Raw genomic sequence first — 15400 nt, forward strand, 5'->3', positions numbered from 1 at the left:
ATTACGGTTTCAGAGATTTGAAAAAGCTCAATTTTTGGAGGTGTGAAGTATACATACCAAGATAATCTGTTCTTCTGTGAGGTGCCGTTTGTAGAATGGGTACCTTTGGTCTCGGGAAATTTCATACCACAGGTTTTACATTTGAATTATAATGAATGATTCTGAAAACTTTAAATGTCTGGACTGCTTGCGATATGATCCTGCTGAAGATATGTGTGAGATGAATGGAAATTGTAATATACAAATATAGTTGACAGGTTATTCCTCAAATATGGAATCAATTAGCTCAAGTCTATTGTTGAGAATTTTATCAATAGTGGATTCAACATCATCATAATTTGTGAATCCATCATATTTCCGGTTTAATCGCTTCTCCCAGTTTTCCTTCACTAAAAATAATATTTTCGAGTATTTTTTTAATAATTCAAACCTTTCAATTTCAAATTCCCTGGCTATTCTGTGATTTTCAAACACATCTTTGAGTATCGCATGCAATTGTTTTTTATCATAATTATGATCTGATAATTGTTTATTTACTGCCTTGTAATAATCCAGGTTTTTCTGGTTAGTTATATTGAAATCTTCCATAATATCCCAAATATTATTAACAATTTGCTCGGCTTCAAGATTTCGCTCACTACCAATTTCCTCTACCAGTATATTTGTTCCTGCGTTATTTTTTTTCGTAGAAAAATGAGGTGTTTTCCATTCGGTCTGCAAATCAGCGGCGAACCGTGCAAGCTTATCCAGGTAAAAAGTAATATCAAATAAATTCTCAGGCATTGAGCCCATTTTTCCTTTTAATAAATTTATCGGATTTTCATTGAACTCGTTTTTCTTATATGATTCCAATGTTGTACCACCGTTAAGGTTCTTTAATTGGTTATAATTGTACAACCACCTGTTCCAAAAATTTTTTGATTGTAAAGCATTGTCTTTTAAAAAAATAAAATTTTTTTCTTTATCAGTTACCAGGCCATTAGGAATTAATACATTATTGGTAAGGTCTTCAAAAAATTTTACTTCCTCTTCCAGCTGTTTCATTTTTCTTTCCTGACGAGCTTTTTCAGCTTGAATGCGCCTGACATTACCACTTAAATAATCCGGAGCGTTTTCAGAACTAAGATCAATTAATCCTATGGAATTGATATTTTGGTCTATTTCACTCATGTTTTCCACCTATAGAAATGTTTATTTGATTTCATATTAAAATAGTAGAGTGAACACAGAAGTTTATAATCGTAGCATTTAATTTATCAAAATGATCATGGAACGTAGAAATATAACACTTGAGAAAAAACATCTGGACATATTATCACCATTACTTAAAAAAAACCAGGATAATATAAGCGCCAGCATTAGAGAGATCATTGACTTTGCAGATATAATGATAAAAAGCTATGGAAGTATTGAAAATGCAATAGACGATGCTGTGTCAATTGAAAGAATTGAGAACCAGCGTTTGCTTGTAGACCAGGCCATATGGCAATGGATACTTGAATGTAGTCGCGGTTTACTTCCTGAAAAAGGGATCGTAGAAAGCTTAATTGAACCTCATTTTTTTTCAGATATTGAAGGATTGGCGACTCAGTTCAATGATCTATGCATTAACCTCGGCTGGAAGACTAAAATCAATTTCAAAGAACCTATCATATATATTCTGTCAGGTGGAAGTGAAAACCAGCGTGAGTTAATTGCAAAGCTGATCTGCTCGTGTCTCATCGATCAAAAAATTGGAATCAATGTATTATCACATAGATATTCCCTCACTAAACTTGAAATGGTTGAGAGGAACAGTCAAAATGAAGCTTATAATGATTGTTTAACACAACTGGGATATCTGGATACTTCAATAAATGAGATCAAATCGCGACAAGAATTCTGGAATTACCTCATCAAGACACACATTTATAACGGTTATCAAATGGTTACGGTACATAGGAAAAATTATGAACATTTGACTTCTGGTATAAAACCTGTTGATACAGATATATTTTCAATATTTTCAGGAATGCCCTGTATTAACATCAATCTTCAACAACTTCTGCCTGTTATTAAATCGGTATTTGAGACATCCGGGATAGTAGACAGAGTTGAGATCGACCAGGATACGCTAAAAATCTTCCATTCTTATACTATAGACAAAGCAATTAAGGCAATAACCAGGACAGTATTGAATATTCTTGAACAAAATGGATACCACTATGAAGCAATTCAAACCTCAAGTATCATTATTTTACAGCATAAGACAGAGATCGATGGCAGGATAACAGAATTGGTTGACAATCTGATAAGTTCAAAGGGCAATTTCAACCATGAATTGATGACCTTTTTAATATTCCTTGATGGTATTAAGGATAAAAGCCTAATTAATAATAAGGCTAATGAATTGGGATTCAGGATGGGAGAACAAATATTAATGGAATATGAAAAAGAATTTAACATTACAGATTGGGACCTCGAAAAGTTTAAGGATGCATTTTCAGATATTGATCAGAAGGTAGGACGGGAATCAAATCTTGAATTAATTGATGCTAACGTCATGCATTATATTGTAAGTAAATGCCAAATAGCACACAGGCATGGGAAATTTAAGATACATTTATGTAATCTTACCAATGGCCTTTTAAAAGGGGCTGTAGATTATGCCTTCAAAGGCGATGCAGTGATAAAAGTTGAAAAAATGATCCCATCAGGGGACGATTTTTGCGAATTTTATATTGTAATTGAGATTAAATTAAAAATGCCGATTGATGAATCATATGACTTATAATAGATGTGAAAACATATTTGCCTCGACCAGGACATATTGGATATTAAACCTTCAACACGTGACAAGGTATCCTGTTACTCCCACTTTACTCATTGTTGTGTGAGCTTATATGCTGGTAAAAACCACTGGCTCGGTCATATTATCGGTACTTATAAAATAAAATGATAAATACGAATGATTTTCCCAGGGGTGGAAAATACTTTGTGATCATAAATATTCATGAATAGATTGAAATATAATATTAGAGCAATATCAGTTAATGTGTAATGTGGTAAATGTTGTCATTACAGTCAACTTGGCAATTAAATTGGATTTAGCAGCCATTGCTGAAAAACTAAAGGTATCTTACAATCCGATCACCTTCGATGGCGTCGTATATCGCATTAAATCTCCTAAATTTACCGCAATTTTTTTAAAAAACGGCAAAATCGTTTGCAATCTCATGAAACTGGAAGACCTGAAACCCTGGCAGTCTGCATTTGAAGATATACTCAGGGATCTGGGTATAGAATTTTCAGAGATAAAACCAGAAATACAGAATATTGTCACAGCATCAGATCTTGGAAGGACACTGGACATGGATCAATTGATAGTACAGCTTGGATTTGAAAATGTAGAATATCATCCAGAGAATTTTGTGGGTCTGGTGTACCGCGTGCCTGAATATCATGCCACACTCATGATTTTCAGGAGCGGAAAGGTCAATATTATGGGAACGAAAAAACTTAAAGATACCAGATTGGCTTTTAAAAAATTAAAAGAAATGATAAATATCGAATAGATTCGAAACGTATATCGAGAGGTTAATAACTGTAGGCCCCTATGTTCCAGACACTCCTACTGGGATCAGCCCTTGCAGGGCTCCTTGCATTCCTTGCAGGTATCTTTGAGAACGAGGATTCAGATGCCGGTTCTGCCAGCAATCCCAACTCACAGGTCCAGCTGGCACCCCAGATCGGGCACCTTCACAGATATTATAACAAGGCCATAGCAGGTGAACCACCACAAAATGCACTGTGGGCGACCCTGGCCGCCACTGTGGCATATCTGTTGATCGGACATCTTTCAATCTTAGGATTAAGCGGCATCCAGAGTGTGCTTATAGCAGCTATTATCGGTTCCCTTATCTCTGCACTGATGCAGGGATTGTACGGCTTACTGGCTCATGTTTCACGGGTTGCAAGCATGAAGAACTTTAAACAGATTCTGTATTGGGACAGTCTGGTTTCAGCTTTACCTCTTTCGATGACCTTCGTGTTCTTATCTGCCCTGTGCCTGACCCTGCTGGCCTTTGTGATCCACTCTCTGTTAGGTAGTCCTTTCTCAGTCCCACTCATTGCCATGTTCTTGGGTTTCACACTGGGAGCCATTGGTTCATCCACTGGAGATGTGCACTATGGGGCCGAACGCCTGTATCAGCACTATAAATTCGGTTCTGGCATTGCCATATCAAAACAGGGTGATATTGATGTAAAAGGCGAATACGGCTACCGTAACTCGGTAGATACGCCCTACTTTACTATGCGTTTCGGAGGTCCGGTGACAGGCCTTACTTTCGGGCTATTAATATTCATTGATGCGGTCTCCAGGATATATGGTGGACCATGGACTTCTGTTATCTTGGTATTTGCAGCGATTGTTATCATTTTTATATTCATAGTCTATCTTGAAAAATATACCCGGGACAAATATGGTCCCTTTGAGGAGGGGAATTGAATGGAGCCCCTGATCTCGATGTTACTTATTATTGCAGGCGGCGTGCTGGTGGGTGTATGCGTCCATTTCATCCCAGCCAGTGCGGTAGGCGCCATGTCAGCCTCTACAGGCATAGCTACAGGTCCTTCCATGCTCTCATTCGGTGCGGGCCTGGCCGGTATTCTGTCAGCATCCTTTTCTCTGGAAGAAGGACTGACAGTGATGCTGGCCTCGGGGGCTGGCGGTTCTGCACTCATGATAATACTTACTATACTTGGTGGAAACCTGGTGAACGCCTTTGGAACTGGCGTGCCCCCGGTCTCGGGTCAGACAGCCAACAAACTGTCAGTACTAGGCACCAGTACCAAGGATGTGATCACTGGCTGGGAACAAAAACCCTATATTACTCCAGGTACTGACGGCCATGGTATGCCTGTGCAGACTACAGTCAGCGGGATCATTGGGGGAGTAATAGGGGGCTGGGGAGGTGCCATGGTGTTTTATGGAGTATTCACACTGTTCTCACCTTTCAGTGTTGAAGCTGCCAGCCTGTCAGGAATGGTCGCAGCTGGTATATTTCTCATCAACTGCGTACTGCCAGCATATACCCTGGTGGGAAAGACCGAAGGTATGTTTGATAGAAAGATATTGAGAACACCAAAAACATTCCTTTCATGCCTTATTGTCAGTACTTTCCTGGCTTTGATCATATACTCGGTATCACAATATTCGGGGGCGGCCTGAATGAGTGTAGACACAGGTGCCACGCCGACTGGTGAAACCGATATCAAATCCATCAGGTTATTTGCTATTGCAATTATTGCAGGATTGGCAGGAATTATGCTTGAAGAAAAAATCAGTTTCGTCTTCATTCTGGTGCCTGCCATATGGCCAGCTTTCTTAAGCAGTGCCAATGGCGTGCGCAGCCTGGCAAGTTACGGCCTGGGTACTGGCACCTCATCTATAGGGTACTGGGGTACGGCAGTGGGTGCAACCACAGTATATGCGGGCATGCTGCTGGGACTAAACCCGGTAGTAGAAATCGCATTGGCTTTAGCTGGTGGAGCCATAACAGGGATCTGCGCCCAAAAGATAATTAAAATGAAGATCCCGGTTATGATACGGGAATCTGCAATCCTGGCAGCAGTAACAGCAGTGATAATCAGGTTCCTTATTGGACTGTTTCCCCAGCAGGTAACGATTTTGTTCCCGCTCATGTATATTGCAGTGACCTTGGCGGTGTTGCATCCCTATAACGGCAGCATGGGTGCAGGAGAGAACCAGCGCAGGACCCTGTGGCTGTCTTGTGTGGAAGCATCCATGACCACAACTGTATTCGGACTATTACTATTACTTATGGTTCCTTCCTGGGGTAGTGCTGGAGTATTACTTGTAAGTGCCTTGGGATTTGCAGTATTTTTTATTGGCTGGTATCGCAACGTGAAAAAAGATATCTACGGAATGGCCTGGACAGGTTTCCCGGCTGCTGAACATTGAGGTGAAGAAATGTATGCCATAATAGATCAGGAAGAGAAGATTGCCCTTGACCCGTATAATGGTGTAATCGCCTTAATGGATGATTCCAATGTGGAAGCAAACCTGGGCCCTGTATCTGACAGGATCGATGTACTGGATTCAATTGCAAACGACCTGTTGCATTCTCTTGACCCAAGATCGACACCTCTTATTTCACATCCCAACAGGGAAGGTATTTTCCTTAACCTGGGCAAGATCACCAATCTGGTGTACGGCCTCATCCTGGGTCTGTTAATGAGTATTATTGTCCTTTATATCCTCTATGGAAGTGGTCTGTAATGGGTTCCACTGTACAGAACTGGCCTCCGGTATCAGGAGAATACCTGACAGGTGATCCTGAATCCCACGTTGCTGTGGTCACCCTTGCCAGCGAACTGGATAAGGAGCGCCTTACTAAGCGATGTGCTATTTCAGGTACCATGAAGACCGAGAACATCGGGATCGAGAAAGTGGTTGCCAATATTGTTTCCAATACCAATATCCGGTACCTGGTAGTATGCGGTGCTGAGGTGCACGGCCACCTGGCAGGGGATGCCATTAAAGCCATGCATGAACACGGTATCGATGACGAGGGGCGAATTAACGAAGCCAATGGTGCCATTCCATACATTACGAACATCGATTCCGAGACAATCGATATCTGGCGCTCTCAGGTGGAGATAATCGACCTGATGAACGTGGAAGATCTGACCAGGATCGAGGGGGCTATTGACAACCTGGCCCAAAAAGAAGAATTCGAGGGCGAGCCCATACTGGTTTCCTTTAGCGGAGGAGGCCAGGAAACTGTAAGTGGTGTAACTGTAATGTCTCCGGAACTGGTCTCGCTGGAAGCCAGGATAAGGAGTATTGAATCTGAGGTCAAGGATCTGGGTAAGGTGCAGAAGGTCATGTCAGGACTGTATTCAGGCGTGTTCCAGGGTTTTGTTATCGGTTTTGTGGTAACATTTATATTGTTGATATTGAGGCGGTTGATATGAAAGAGAAACAGCATACAATTCCCATGATCGGCGACCCCAATACCAGGGAGATCGACAGGATGGTTACGGACCTTGGGCGCAGGGTAATGATCATAGGCAGGGATCAGCGCACGTTTGCCGGGGTATCTCACCCAGCAGCCAGGCTGTACCTGGTGCTGGGATTACTGGTTGGATTGATACTGCTGCTGTTGGGAGTGATACATTATGGATTATGATTCAATGATGGAAAGACTGGATAAGATCGAGACTACTGTGGAATTCTCAGCTGGTGAGATTCTCCAGCAGAGGGGAACCATGATAGGCAGGTGGCTGGGTGTGCTATATGGTATGGTGGTAGCTCTAATCCTGGTCAACCTGCTTGGGATTTAGGTGATAATATGTTCAAATATGCACGGGATCAGAAAGTAATGGAGATCGGGAGCGTTAAGATCGGTGGCAATGTGGGAGAGAACCCGACAGTGTTGATACCCACCATATTCTATGACGGTCATAACATTGTAGATGATAAGAACAATACCTTTGATGAAAAAAAGGCGGAAGAGAAGATACGTGAAGTTGAAGAGGCAGGAGATAAACACCACATTCCCTATATCTTCCAGGTGGTAGGACTTACTCCTGAACTCATGGTAAAGGGACTGGATTTTGTAGCAGACCACACCGAAGCGCCATTAATAATTGATTCTGCGGACCTGGAATCCAGAATTGTAGGTCTGGATCATGCTTCACAGAACGGCTATGCCCGACGTACCATGTATAATGCAATTAACATGATGATCGATGAGGAGGAGATAGCTGCCCTCACCCGATCCAAGATCGAAGCTACGGTAATTTTAGGATTCAACATGCAGGATCCGTCAGTGAAAGCACGGGTTGCGCTATTAGAAGACGGGGGTGGGTTCGTAGATAAAGGTCTGCTCACCATAGCAAAGGAATGTGGGTTCGAGAATATCCTCTACGACCCTGGAGTGCAGCCCTTCGGCCAGGGTGCAGGTTCCTCATTCAGGCTGCTTTCAACGGTCAAGGCGCTGTATGGTCTGCCGACTGGTGTGGGTGCCCACAACATACCCAGTTCCTGGGCCTGGCTGCATAAGAATGCAGAAAAGGAATATCGCAGGATCGCTGATATCTCAGCCAATACTATTGGCATTACAGCCGGGGCCAATTCACTGTTCATAGGACCTGTGGAGAATGCTAAGTATGCCGCACCTGCTGTAGCTATGACAGATATTCTAATGGCAGATTCCTTGCAGGATTTCGGCATCGAACATGCAGAAGTTCATCCATACGAACTTGCGTGAGGTCGAAAATATGGTACGATTCGGCATAGAATTTTTGGCCAATGAACCGGCAGATAAACTGGCAGATATGATCAGGTTCTCTGAAGAGAATGGTATTGAATTTGCCTGGATAACAGATCACTATAATAACAGGGACTGCTTTTCACTGCTCACCTATATTGCTGCCAGGACATCTACGATCAAATTAGGAACCGGAGTAACAAATCCCTATACCAGGACTGCTCCGCAACTGGCCTCTGCAATTGCCACTGTGAATGAGGTATCTGGTGGCAGAGCAGTGTTCGGAATAGGTCCCGGAGATAAAATGACATTTGAGAATCTGGGAGTGCAGTGGACCCGGCCTTTGCAGATGGTCAGGGAGACCGTGGAAGTGGTAAAACAACTCACTGCAGGTGAATCCGTTTCCTACAATGGTAACGTGGTCTCAATAAAAAAGGCAAAACTAAATTTTGGTAAAAGGGCAGTGCCCGTGTATATCGGCGCACAGGGTCCTGGGATGCTCAGACTTGCCGGTGAGCTGGGGAATGGCGCTTTAGTGAATGCATCCCACCCCAGAGACTTTGAATTTGCTGTGAAGCTGCTAAAAGAAGGTGCAGCAAGTGATACAGATAGGGATTTTTCACAGTTCGATGTGGGTGCATATACCAGTTTTTCAGTAGCAGAGAATCGAGAAAAGGCCGTGGCTGCAGCCAGGCCAGTGGTTGCTTTTATCACCGCAGGTTCACCACCTGATGTTCTAAAGAGGCACGGGATACCACAAGAGGATAGCACCAGGCTCAATGAAGCCTTTAAAAAAGGATTCAAACGGGCAGTACAGGAAGTGACTGATGATATGATCATGGCATTTTCGATTTGCGGTACTCCCGGAGATTGTATCGAGCAGATCCATGAATTGATCGAGGCAGGAGTTACCCAGATAGTGGTAGGTTCGCCCATTGGTCCTGACAGGACAGAAGCCATCAAGCTGGTAGGTAAAGACATTATCCCGGCTATGGGGTGAGGAGTAATTTTATGGCATATATGAATAAGATTTTGAGAGTTGACCTGACAGCAGGTAAGATCACAGATGAAAAGCTGGATGAGCAAACAGCAAAGATGTTTATCGGAGGCAGGGGTCTGGGTGCAAAGATAATCTCTGATGAGGTGGACTCAAAGACCGACCCGCTAAGCGCTGCAAATAAGATCGTATTTACTACCGGACCCCTTACCGGGACAAAAGCCCCTACATCGGGACGGTTCAGTGCATCATTCAAATCTCCACTTACCAATACCCTTACAGACTGCCATGCAGGCGGTCATTTCGGACCATGGCTAAAAATGGCAGGGTATGATGCTCTTATAATTCAAGGAAAGGCGGATGAGCCTGTATACCTGTCAATATCTGATGAAACTGTTGAACTCTTTGATGCATCTGAGGTCTGGGGAAAGAACACAAGCCAGACTGACGATATTCTTGGGAAAAAACATGACGGTAAGGTAATGTGTATAGGATCTGCCGGAGAAAAACAGTCTTTGATCTCAAGTATTATGGTAAATGCCAAAAGGGCACTGGGCAGAGGTGGCATTGGTGCCTTGCTGGGTTCCAAGAACCTCAAAGCAATAGTGGCTTTAGGTTCACAGAAGATCGCGATTCAGAATGATGGGTTCGATCGGGCAGTGTTTGAGGCTACGGCGCTCTTGAAAGAGAAAGCTGTTACCGGAGAGAGCCTGCCCAGCCGGGGTACGACAGTGCTTGTTCATGTAATCAACATGAATGGTATGTATCCGGTCAAGAACTTCCAGGAATCACAATGGCCTTTTGATAAAGCAGAACTCACAAGCGGCGAGCGGATCAGAGATGAGTTTTTTTCAGGCCGCCAGGGATGTTATGGCTGTCCGATTGTGTGCGGACATAAGGTCAAATTGGAAGATGGCAGGGAATTCAAGTCGCCTGAATTCGAAACCGTGTGGTCCTTTGGGGCAGACATGGATAATACTGATTTCGCTACTATTGCAGAAGCTGGGGTACTTTGTGACCAGTATGGTCTTGATACCATTTCCGCAGGCGCTACCATTGCAGCAGCAATGGAACTGGAAGAGATGGGTAAGATCAATGAAGGATTGAAATGGGGTGATCGTGAAGTCATTTTGCGGGCCGTCCACATGATGGGGAAAGGGGAAGGCTTTGGTGAGGAACTGGCAAAAGGTTCCAAACTATTGTGCGAAAAGTACGGAGCACCTGAAGTATCCATGGCAGTTAAAGGAATGGAGATGCCTGCCTATGACCCCAGAGGAGCAAAGGGCATGGGTCTTGCATATGCCACATCCAACAGAGGCGGATGCCACCTGCGGGCTTATATGGTGTCTCCCGAAGTGCTGGGAACCCCAAAGGAAATGCTGGACAGGTTCTCGACTGATGGTAAGGCCAGATGGACCATGGATTTCCAGGACATCAGTGCTTTTGTGGATTCCCTGGTATTATGCCGGTTCACCCAGTTCTCACTGGGAATTGACAATTATGCTGAGATGTATGCTGCAGCAACAGGCATAGAGTTCGATGCTGCGGATCTGATGAAAGTGGGTGCAAGGATATACAATATTGAGCGCATGTATAACCTGAGTGCAGGTCTTTCAAAGGAAGATGATACCCTGCCTAACCGGTTGCTGAACGAGCGAGTTACGGCCGGACCGGCCAGAGGGCAGACTGTCAAACTTAAAGGAATGCTAAAGGAATATTATGATCTTCGCGGATGGTCAAAGGAAGGGGTGCCGGAAGCATGGAGATTGAAGGAATACGGTCTTGATAGAGGTGAATAATATGGCTGGAGAAGTTAGTCAGCTCAATCTTGATGAGAAGGTAGTGGGCGATGCGATCGCTGCCCAGAAGGCATCGGTGTCGTGTATCAAAGAGTACAGGTATGATGATTTTTTACTTGAGCATGCCCGCCCATTCGTAGATGTGGTGGAGAATTTCCAGCGACATCCTGATCAGTCAGAAGAAGCCATGGACCTGTACCGGCAGTCACTGCTGATACATTATGATGTACTTACATCTCTCACAAAAACTGTGACTGCCATGGACTGTGCATTTCTGGAATGGCAGCAGACTCCTATCACCCTTGATGTGATGTACAGGCACGACCCTGATTTCAGGGATGCTATTGAGGAGTTTGTAAGGACCATTGACGAGTCCGACGACATTATCGGTATTGAGGCTACAAGGGTGCATAACGGTTTTTATGGTATAATATCTTCCAAGGATTTCGCAGCTCTTCCGGGTAGTACTTTCAATGTAATTGCACAGATAATTGCCAGAACCCCTATTGACAAGAAATACAAGCAGGCCATTCTGGCTGCCAAGTCGTGGGGATTGAATGGTATCTATGTGTTCGGGGACCGCTACACCAGAGTGTTGCAGCGGTGCCGCAATGTGCAGACAGCTATTGAGGAAGAGAAACGTTATTTGAAATGGATCTGGACAGAACCTTCAAAGGTGATGCTGAAACTTATGGGGACGTTTGGGCACAGTTCCTATGATCGGTTCAAGTATTTCGATATGTATGAAAAGAAATTCACGCCATATATCGAAGCAGCTTATGATGCAGGGGTCCATGTAGCCAATATTGTGATGCTGCCGACCCATGTGGGTGATATAGGCCACCATATCGGTCCTTCTTATTTCCATATTTGTAAGGATGATATGTGCATGGCGATTTTGGAATCGGTATCCAATACTGTGTACGATACGCTCGGTACTGCACTGGCAATGGGAAAGATCAAGAGCCCCTTTGATGTGGCCTCAGTAGCTACCGGTGCCAGTGCTTCTGCAATGTCAGAGATCCTTGAATGGGACGGATTCAATGCCGACATGTTCCAGGACCTGTTCCAGAAACGGTTCAAGAACTATGTTATGACCCATCCCTTTGACAGACCCATGGTTGGCGAGTTGCATATCAATGACTGGATGGACTTTGTGACACGTGGCGAGAGGATCAATGCACCTAAACCCAGAGGTCTGGGCAAAAAGGTATCAGGAGTGCCAATAGACCTCTCAGCTATCAGGTTAAATTCAAAATTGAACAATCCCCAGTGGTACACATATCCTTATACTGGTATCACAGTGCGATCCACTGCCCTGCTACGGTTCGTAGACCAGCCATGCCTGCTGGCACCTGAACCCCCAAGTATTGTGGGAATGGTGAATGCAACAGTGTTGAATCCAGAAGTACCAATGGCGCCGGTGCAGATGTGTAAGAACTGTGCCACGAACAGGTTCCTGCCAGCCAAGTGTAATTACTGCATGTCGCCTGATTTGAATTCTGTGATGTGAGGTGCTGAAAGCGGGTACCAGCCTGCTCTGGATGCCATGAACAAGGGCGCTACGATAGACCAGATCGAGATCTGCACCCGGACGTGTGTTAAACATGACATCGATATCAGGTCATCCTTCATGGTCGGGATCCCAGGAATTGATACTAAAGAAGAAATAAAACGAACCTTTGAAGAGATTCACAAAATGATATCAGTGTACGGTGAACAGGATCGACTTGAACATATGGATATTTTGTTGTCCTTCTTCACTCCATATCCTCATACGAAATTATATCAAACAGGCCTTGAGAACGGATTGGAATCCCTTAATACTCTTGAAGATTGGGGTGATTTTGACCAATTCGATTTTAAGGCTCCGTGGATGCCCGATAAATATTATGATCTTGTTAAGGAGTTCAGGGACGGTATGCCGTGGAATTCGGGGTGCGAGTTTGATGAGTGGTGCAAGATCTATGAAGGAATTATGGATGAGCTGAATACCAGAAATAACATAAAAACCTGATGCAAAGATATATCTTAATATAATAGTAGTGAAATAATTTCTAATATCATCTCTTCTTTAATATCTCAATTCCACCATCAGACATGCCTACATAAACCTCATCCACATTCCCAAAAATACCATGTTCTACCACCCCAACACATCCAGACAATTCAAATCCCAGCTGTTCAGGATCATCAATTTCCCCAAAATCAGCATCCACTATAAAATTCCCATTATCAGTTATTACAGGCCCATCCTTACGTGTAGCCATTCGTAACACTGGATCCCCACCAAGCTCTACAACCGCTTTTTTAACCAGTTCCAGGGCATTAGGCATAACTTCCAGGGGAACTGGATGATTTAGAATATCCACAACCTTCTTTTTATCAACTAGCACCACAAAACGCTTTGCAGAGCTGGCTACAATCTTCTCATTAGTATGTGCAGCTCCACCTCCTTTTATCACAAATAGATTTTTATCTACCTGATCAGCACCGTCAATTGCAATGTCCACTACCGGGTTCTGAGCAAGTGTTGTAAGCGGTATATTACAATTGATCGCTAACATTTCCGATTGATAGGATGTAGGAATTCCAAGAATATTCAGTCCTTGTTTGACCTTCAGTCCAATGGCCTCAATGGCAAAAGCAGTAGTAGAACCGGTACCAAGACCAACTACCATTCCATCTTTCACAAGGTCTGCTACAGCATGGCCAACGGTTTTTTTTTCAAGGGTATTGGATTTTCCTGTTCTATCCTTCACTGAACTCATGTAAACACAAATCCATTATAGAACATTCGAGAATTATTTTCAAGCATTTGCATTAATCCTCATATCTTTGCGCCCTTTGTTGGTGAAATAGCATAAACAACTATGCTATGATGCCCGCTCTATATAAAGTGAAACATAAATGTTTTATGTCCCACTACTAAAGCGGTGCAAATTCACCTAACCACTCATTAATCCATATTTGGAAATTGAATGTTGATCCCCGTGGCATTCCAGGCATTCATCAACTTTGTACTCAATATATTCTGGATGCACATCTGCATGACAGTTTCTGCAGTCACTCGCTTGTTGATGTTTCTGGTGACATTCAACACATTGTATATTGGCATGTTTAGATGCATTGTCCTGGAATTCCAGATAACTATTAGGATGACATTTTGCGCATTCCTCAGGTCCTATTAGTGGACTGAAATTCAGGGCTTTTGGCGTGTGCGGTTGGTGGCATTCTGTGCAGTTATAAGGTATGTCCTCACCATGTAACAACTCTTTATGACAGGTCAGGCAGGCAGGAAGGAACTTATGTTCTGTATGGCAGGTATAACAGCTATCAGGTTGTTCTGAATGTTTATCCTCAGAAGCTTTCAAAGCATCATAAACCTCACTGTGGCATTTGGCACATCCCCTGTCAGTTAAAATTGAATGACTATGATGGCAGGTTATGCAGTCTTGATCGCCTGTGTCAATTCCACTTGCTACATGATAATGTTCACCGTGACAAAGATCACATTCTGCATATGCAGGTTTATCCCCGAATTCATGGCAACGACCACATTCGGAGGGGACCATTTCAGCATGTACACTAAGACCAGTCGCTGTATTAGGGTGGCATTCGACGCATGCTTTTTCCATTGGATCCACGTAATCATGCATTCTTATAGTTGACTCTGGAGTATGGCACCCACCACACTGTTCCATTTCCAGATTTGCATCCAAATTTCCAAGCAGCATGATTAAAATTACAAACGCTGCTAATGCCATTATACCGACTATGATCTTTCTAATAATTTCCACCACGTTCAACAGGATATTTATATAATTATTAATGTTCGAAATAGTAAATGTCCTAAAACATTATACATCCCAAGTCAATTATATTCCATTCATATTATAAACATTTCGATAATTTCCTGATGAAAAAGAAGCAAAAAAAAAGTCCCGCCTCCCAGATTCGAACCGGGGACATCGCGGTTACTGCGCGTGTGCGCCAATCGGCGCATGAACAAACTACAGCCGCGCACTCTATCCAGGCTGAGTTAAGGCGGGACAATAGAATTAATCTCAGCCGGATGGCTTTAATTTGCACGATTGTACTTATCCTTTTCGTTGTGCTCGTTTGAATGAGTCTTTATATGATTATCTTAGCTGGGTAAATTCTGTGTTTAGGTTTTTAACCTTATAACGCAGACAGTCATGAAAATCAATGCCCTGAAAATCGCATAACAACAGGTCATTAGCCATACACTTTTCAGCAGAACACATTGGACAATTATCTATCATAGAACAAACCTCCTGGAATTTTTCTGTATCAATGAATAA

17 protein-coding genes and 1 tRNA gene are annotated in these 15400 nt (G+C 43.3%); 14 read left to right on the plus strand and 4 right to left on the minus strand.

The features are described 5' to 3' along the window. Positions 1 to 258 precede the first annotated feature (258 nt). Positions 259 to 1170, minus strand: a complete 912-nt coding sequence (locus IBX40_05155; protein ID MBE0523707.1) for a hypothetical protein — start codon at positions 1168 to 1170, stop codon at positions 259 to 261. A gap of 97 nt (positions 1171 to 1267) precedes the next feature. Between IBX40_05155 and IBX40_05160 the strand changes: the two genes are divergently transcribed. The 14 genes from IBX40_05160 (at position 1268) to IBX40_05225 (ending at position 13092) form a co-directional block, all read left to right on the plus strand. Next, on the plus strand, positions 1268 to 2773 hold the full coding sequence (locus IBX40_05160; protein ID MBE0523708.1) for a hypothetical protein: 1506 nt from the start codon (positions 1268 to 1270) through the stop codon (positions 2771 to 2773). Positions 2774 to 3032: 259 nt separating this feature from the next. Beyond that, complete coding sequence (locus tag IBX40_05165; protein MBE0523709.1) at positions 3033 to 3554, plus strand: TATA-box-binding protein; 522 nt, start codon at positions 3033 to 3035, stop codon at positions 3552 to 3554. 41 nt (positions 3555 to 3595) lie between these two features. Beyond that, positions 3596 to 4489: a tetrahydromethanopterin S-methyltransferase subunit E gene (gene mtrE, locus IBX40_05170; GenBank protein ID MBE0523710.1), complete on the plus strand. Its 894-nt coding sequence runs from the start codon at positions 3596 to 3598 to the stop codon at positions 4487 to 4489. Beyond that, positions 4490 to 5212: a tetrahydromethanopterin S-methyltransferase subunit D gene (mtrD, locus tag IBX40_05175; GenBank protein MBE0523711.1), complete on the plus strand. Its 723-nt coding sequence runs from the start codon at positions 4490 to 4492 to the stop codon at positions 5210 to 5212. Continuing rightward, the gene (gene mtrC, locus IBX40_05180; GenBank protein ID MBE0523712.1) at positions 5213 to 5965 is read left to right on the plus strand and encodes a tetrahydromethanopterin S-methyltransferase subunit C; all 753 of its coding nucleotides are present in this window, start codon (positions 5213 to 5215) and stop codon (positions 5963 to 5965) included. A 9-nt stretch (positions 5966 to 5974) separates the two neighbouring features. Then, a complete protein-coding gene (gene mtrB, locus IBX40_05185) occupies positions 5975 to 6283 on the plus strand; it encodes a tetrahydromethanopterin S-methyltransferase subunit B (protein ID MBE0523713.1) in 309 nt (102 codons plus the stop codon). Continuing rightward, entirely contained in the window at positions 6283 to 6981 is a 699-nt protein-coding gene (locus IBX40_05190; protein ID MBE0523714.1) for a tetrahydromethanopterin S-methyltransferase subunit A, read from the plus strand. Before mtrB ends, IBX40_05190 begins: the two co-directional genes overlap by 1 nt. Continuing rightward, positions 6978 to 7196: a tetrahydromethanopterin S-methyltransferase subunit F gene (gene mtrF / locus IBX40_05195; GenBank protein ID MBE0523715.1), complete on the plus strand. Its 219-nt coding sequence runs from the start codon at positions 6978 to 6980 to the stop codon at positions 7194 to 7196. The genes IBX40_05190 and mtrF overlap by 4 nt, the downstream gene beginning before the upstream one ends. Next, entirely contained in the window at positions 7186 to 7350 is a 165-nt protein-coding gene (gene mtrG / locus IBX40_05200; protein ID MBE0523716.1) for a tetrahydromethanopterin S-methyltransferase subunit G, read from the plus strand. The genes mtrF and mtrG overlap by 11 nt, the downstream gene beginning before the upstream one ends. An 8-nt stretch (positions 7351 to 7358) precedes the next feature. Further along, a complete protein-coding gene (gene mtrH, locus IBX40_05205; protein MBE0523717.1) occupies positions 7359 to 8279 on the plus strand; it encodes a tetrahydromethanopterin S-methyltransferase subunit H in 921 nt (306 codons plus the stop codon). Positions 8280 to 8289: 10 nt separating this feature from the next. Then, complete coding sequence (locus tag IBX40_05210; GenBank protein ID MBE0523718.1) at positions 8290 to 9279, plus strand: 5,10-methylenetetrahydromethanopterin reductase; 990 nt, start codon at positions 8290 to 8292, stop codon at positions 9277 to 9279. 11 nt (positions 9280 to 9290) lie between these two features. Next, entirely contained in the window at positions 9291 to 11075 is a 1785-nt protein-coding gene (locus IBX40_05215; GenBank protein MBE0523719.1) for an aldehyde ferredoxin oxidoreductase family protein, read from the plus strand. A 1-nt stretch (position 11076) separates the two neighbouring features. Then, positions 11077 to 12588 (plus strand): DUF2193 family protein, encoded by a 1512-nt coding sequence (locus IBX40_05220; GenBank protein MBE0523720.1) that lies wholly within the window; start codon positions 11077 to 11079, stop codon positions 12586 to 12588. Positions 12589 to 12624: 36 nt separating this feature from the next. Further along, positions 12625 to 13092, plus strand: coding sequence for a hypothetical protein (locus IBX40_05225; protein ID MBE0523721.1), 468 nt, complete (start codon positions 12625 to 12627; stop codon positions 13090 to 13092). A gap of 46 nt (positions 13093 to 13138) precedes the next feature. Here IBX40_05225 and rpiA read toward each other — a convergent pair whose 3' ends face one another. The 3 genes from rpiA to IBX40_05240 form a co-directional block, all read right to left on the minus strand. Further along, on the minus strand, positions 13139 to 13846 hold the full coding sequence (rpiA, locus tag IBX40_05230) for a ribose-5-phosphate isomerase RpiA (protein MBE0523722.1): 708 nt from the start codon (positions 13844 to 13846) through the stop codon (positions 13139 to 13141). A gap of 177 nt (positions 13847 to 14023) precedes the next feature. Further along, on the minus strand, positions 14024 to 14875 hold the full coding sequence (locus tag IBX40_05235) for a hypothetical protein (protein MBE0523723.1): 852 nt from the start codon (positions 14873 to 14875) through the stop codon (positions 14024 to 14026). A gap of 142 nt (positions 14876 to 15017) precedes the next feature. Beyond that, positions 15018 to 15127: transfer RNA gene (locus IBX40_05240), tRNA-Tyr, on the minus strand. Between the last annotated feature and the right edge of the window lie 273 nt (positions 15128 to 15400).

The organism is Methanosarcinales archaeon, assembly GCA_014859725.1.
Taxonomy (GTDB): Archaea; Halobacteriota; Methanosarcinia; order Methanosarcinales; family Methanocomedenaceae; genus Kmv04.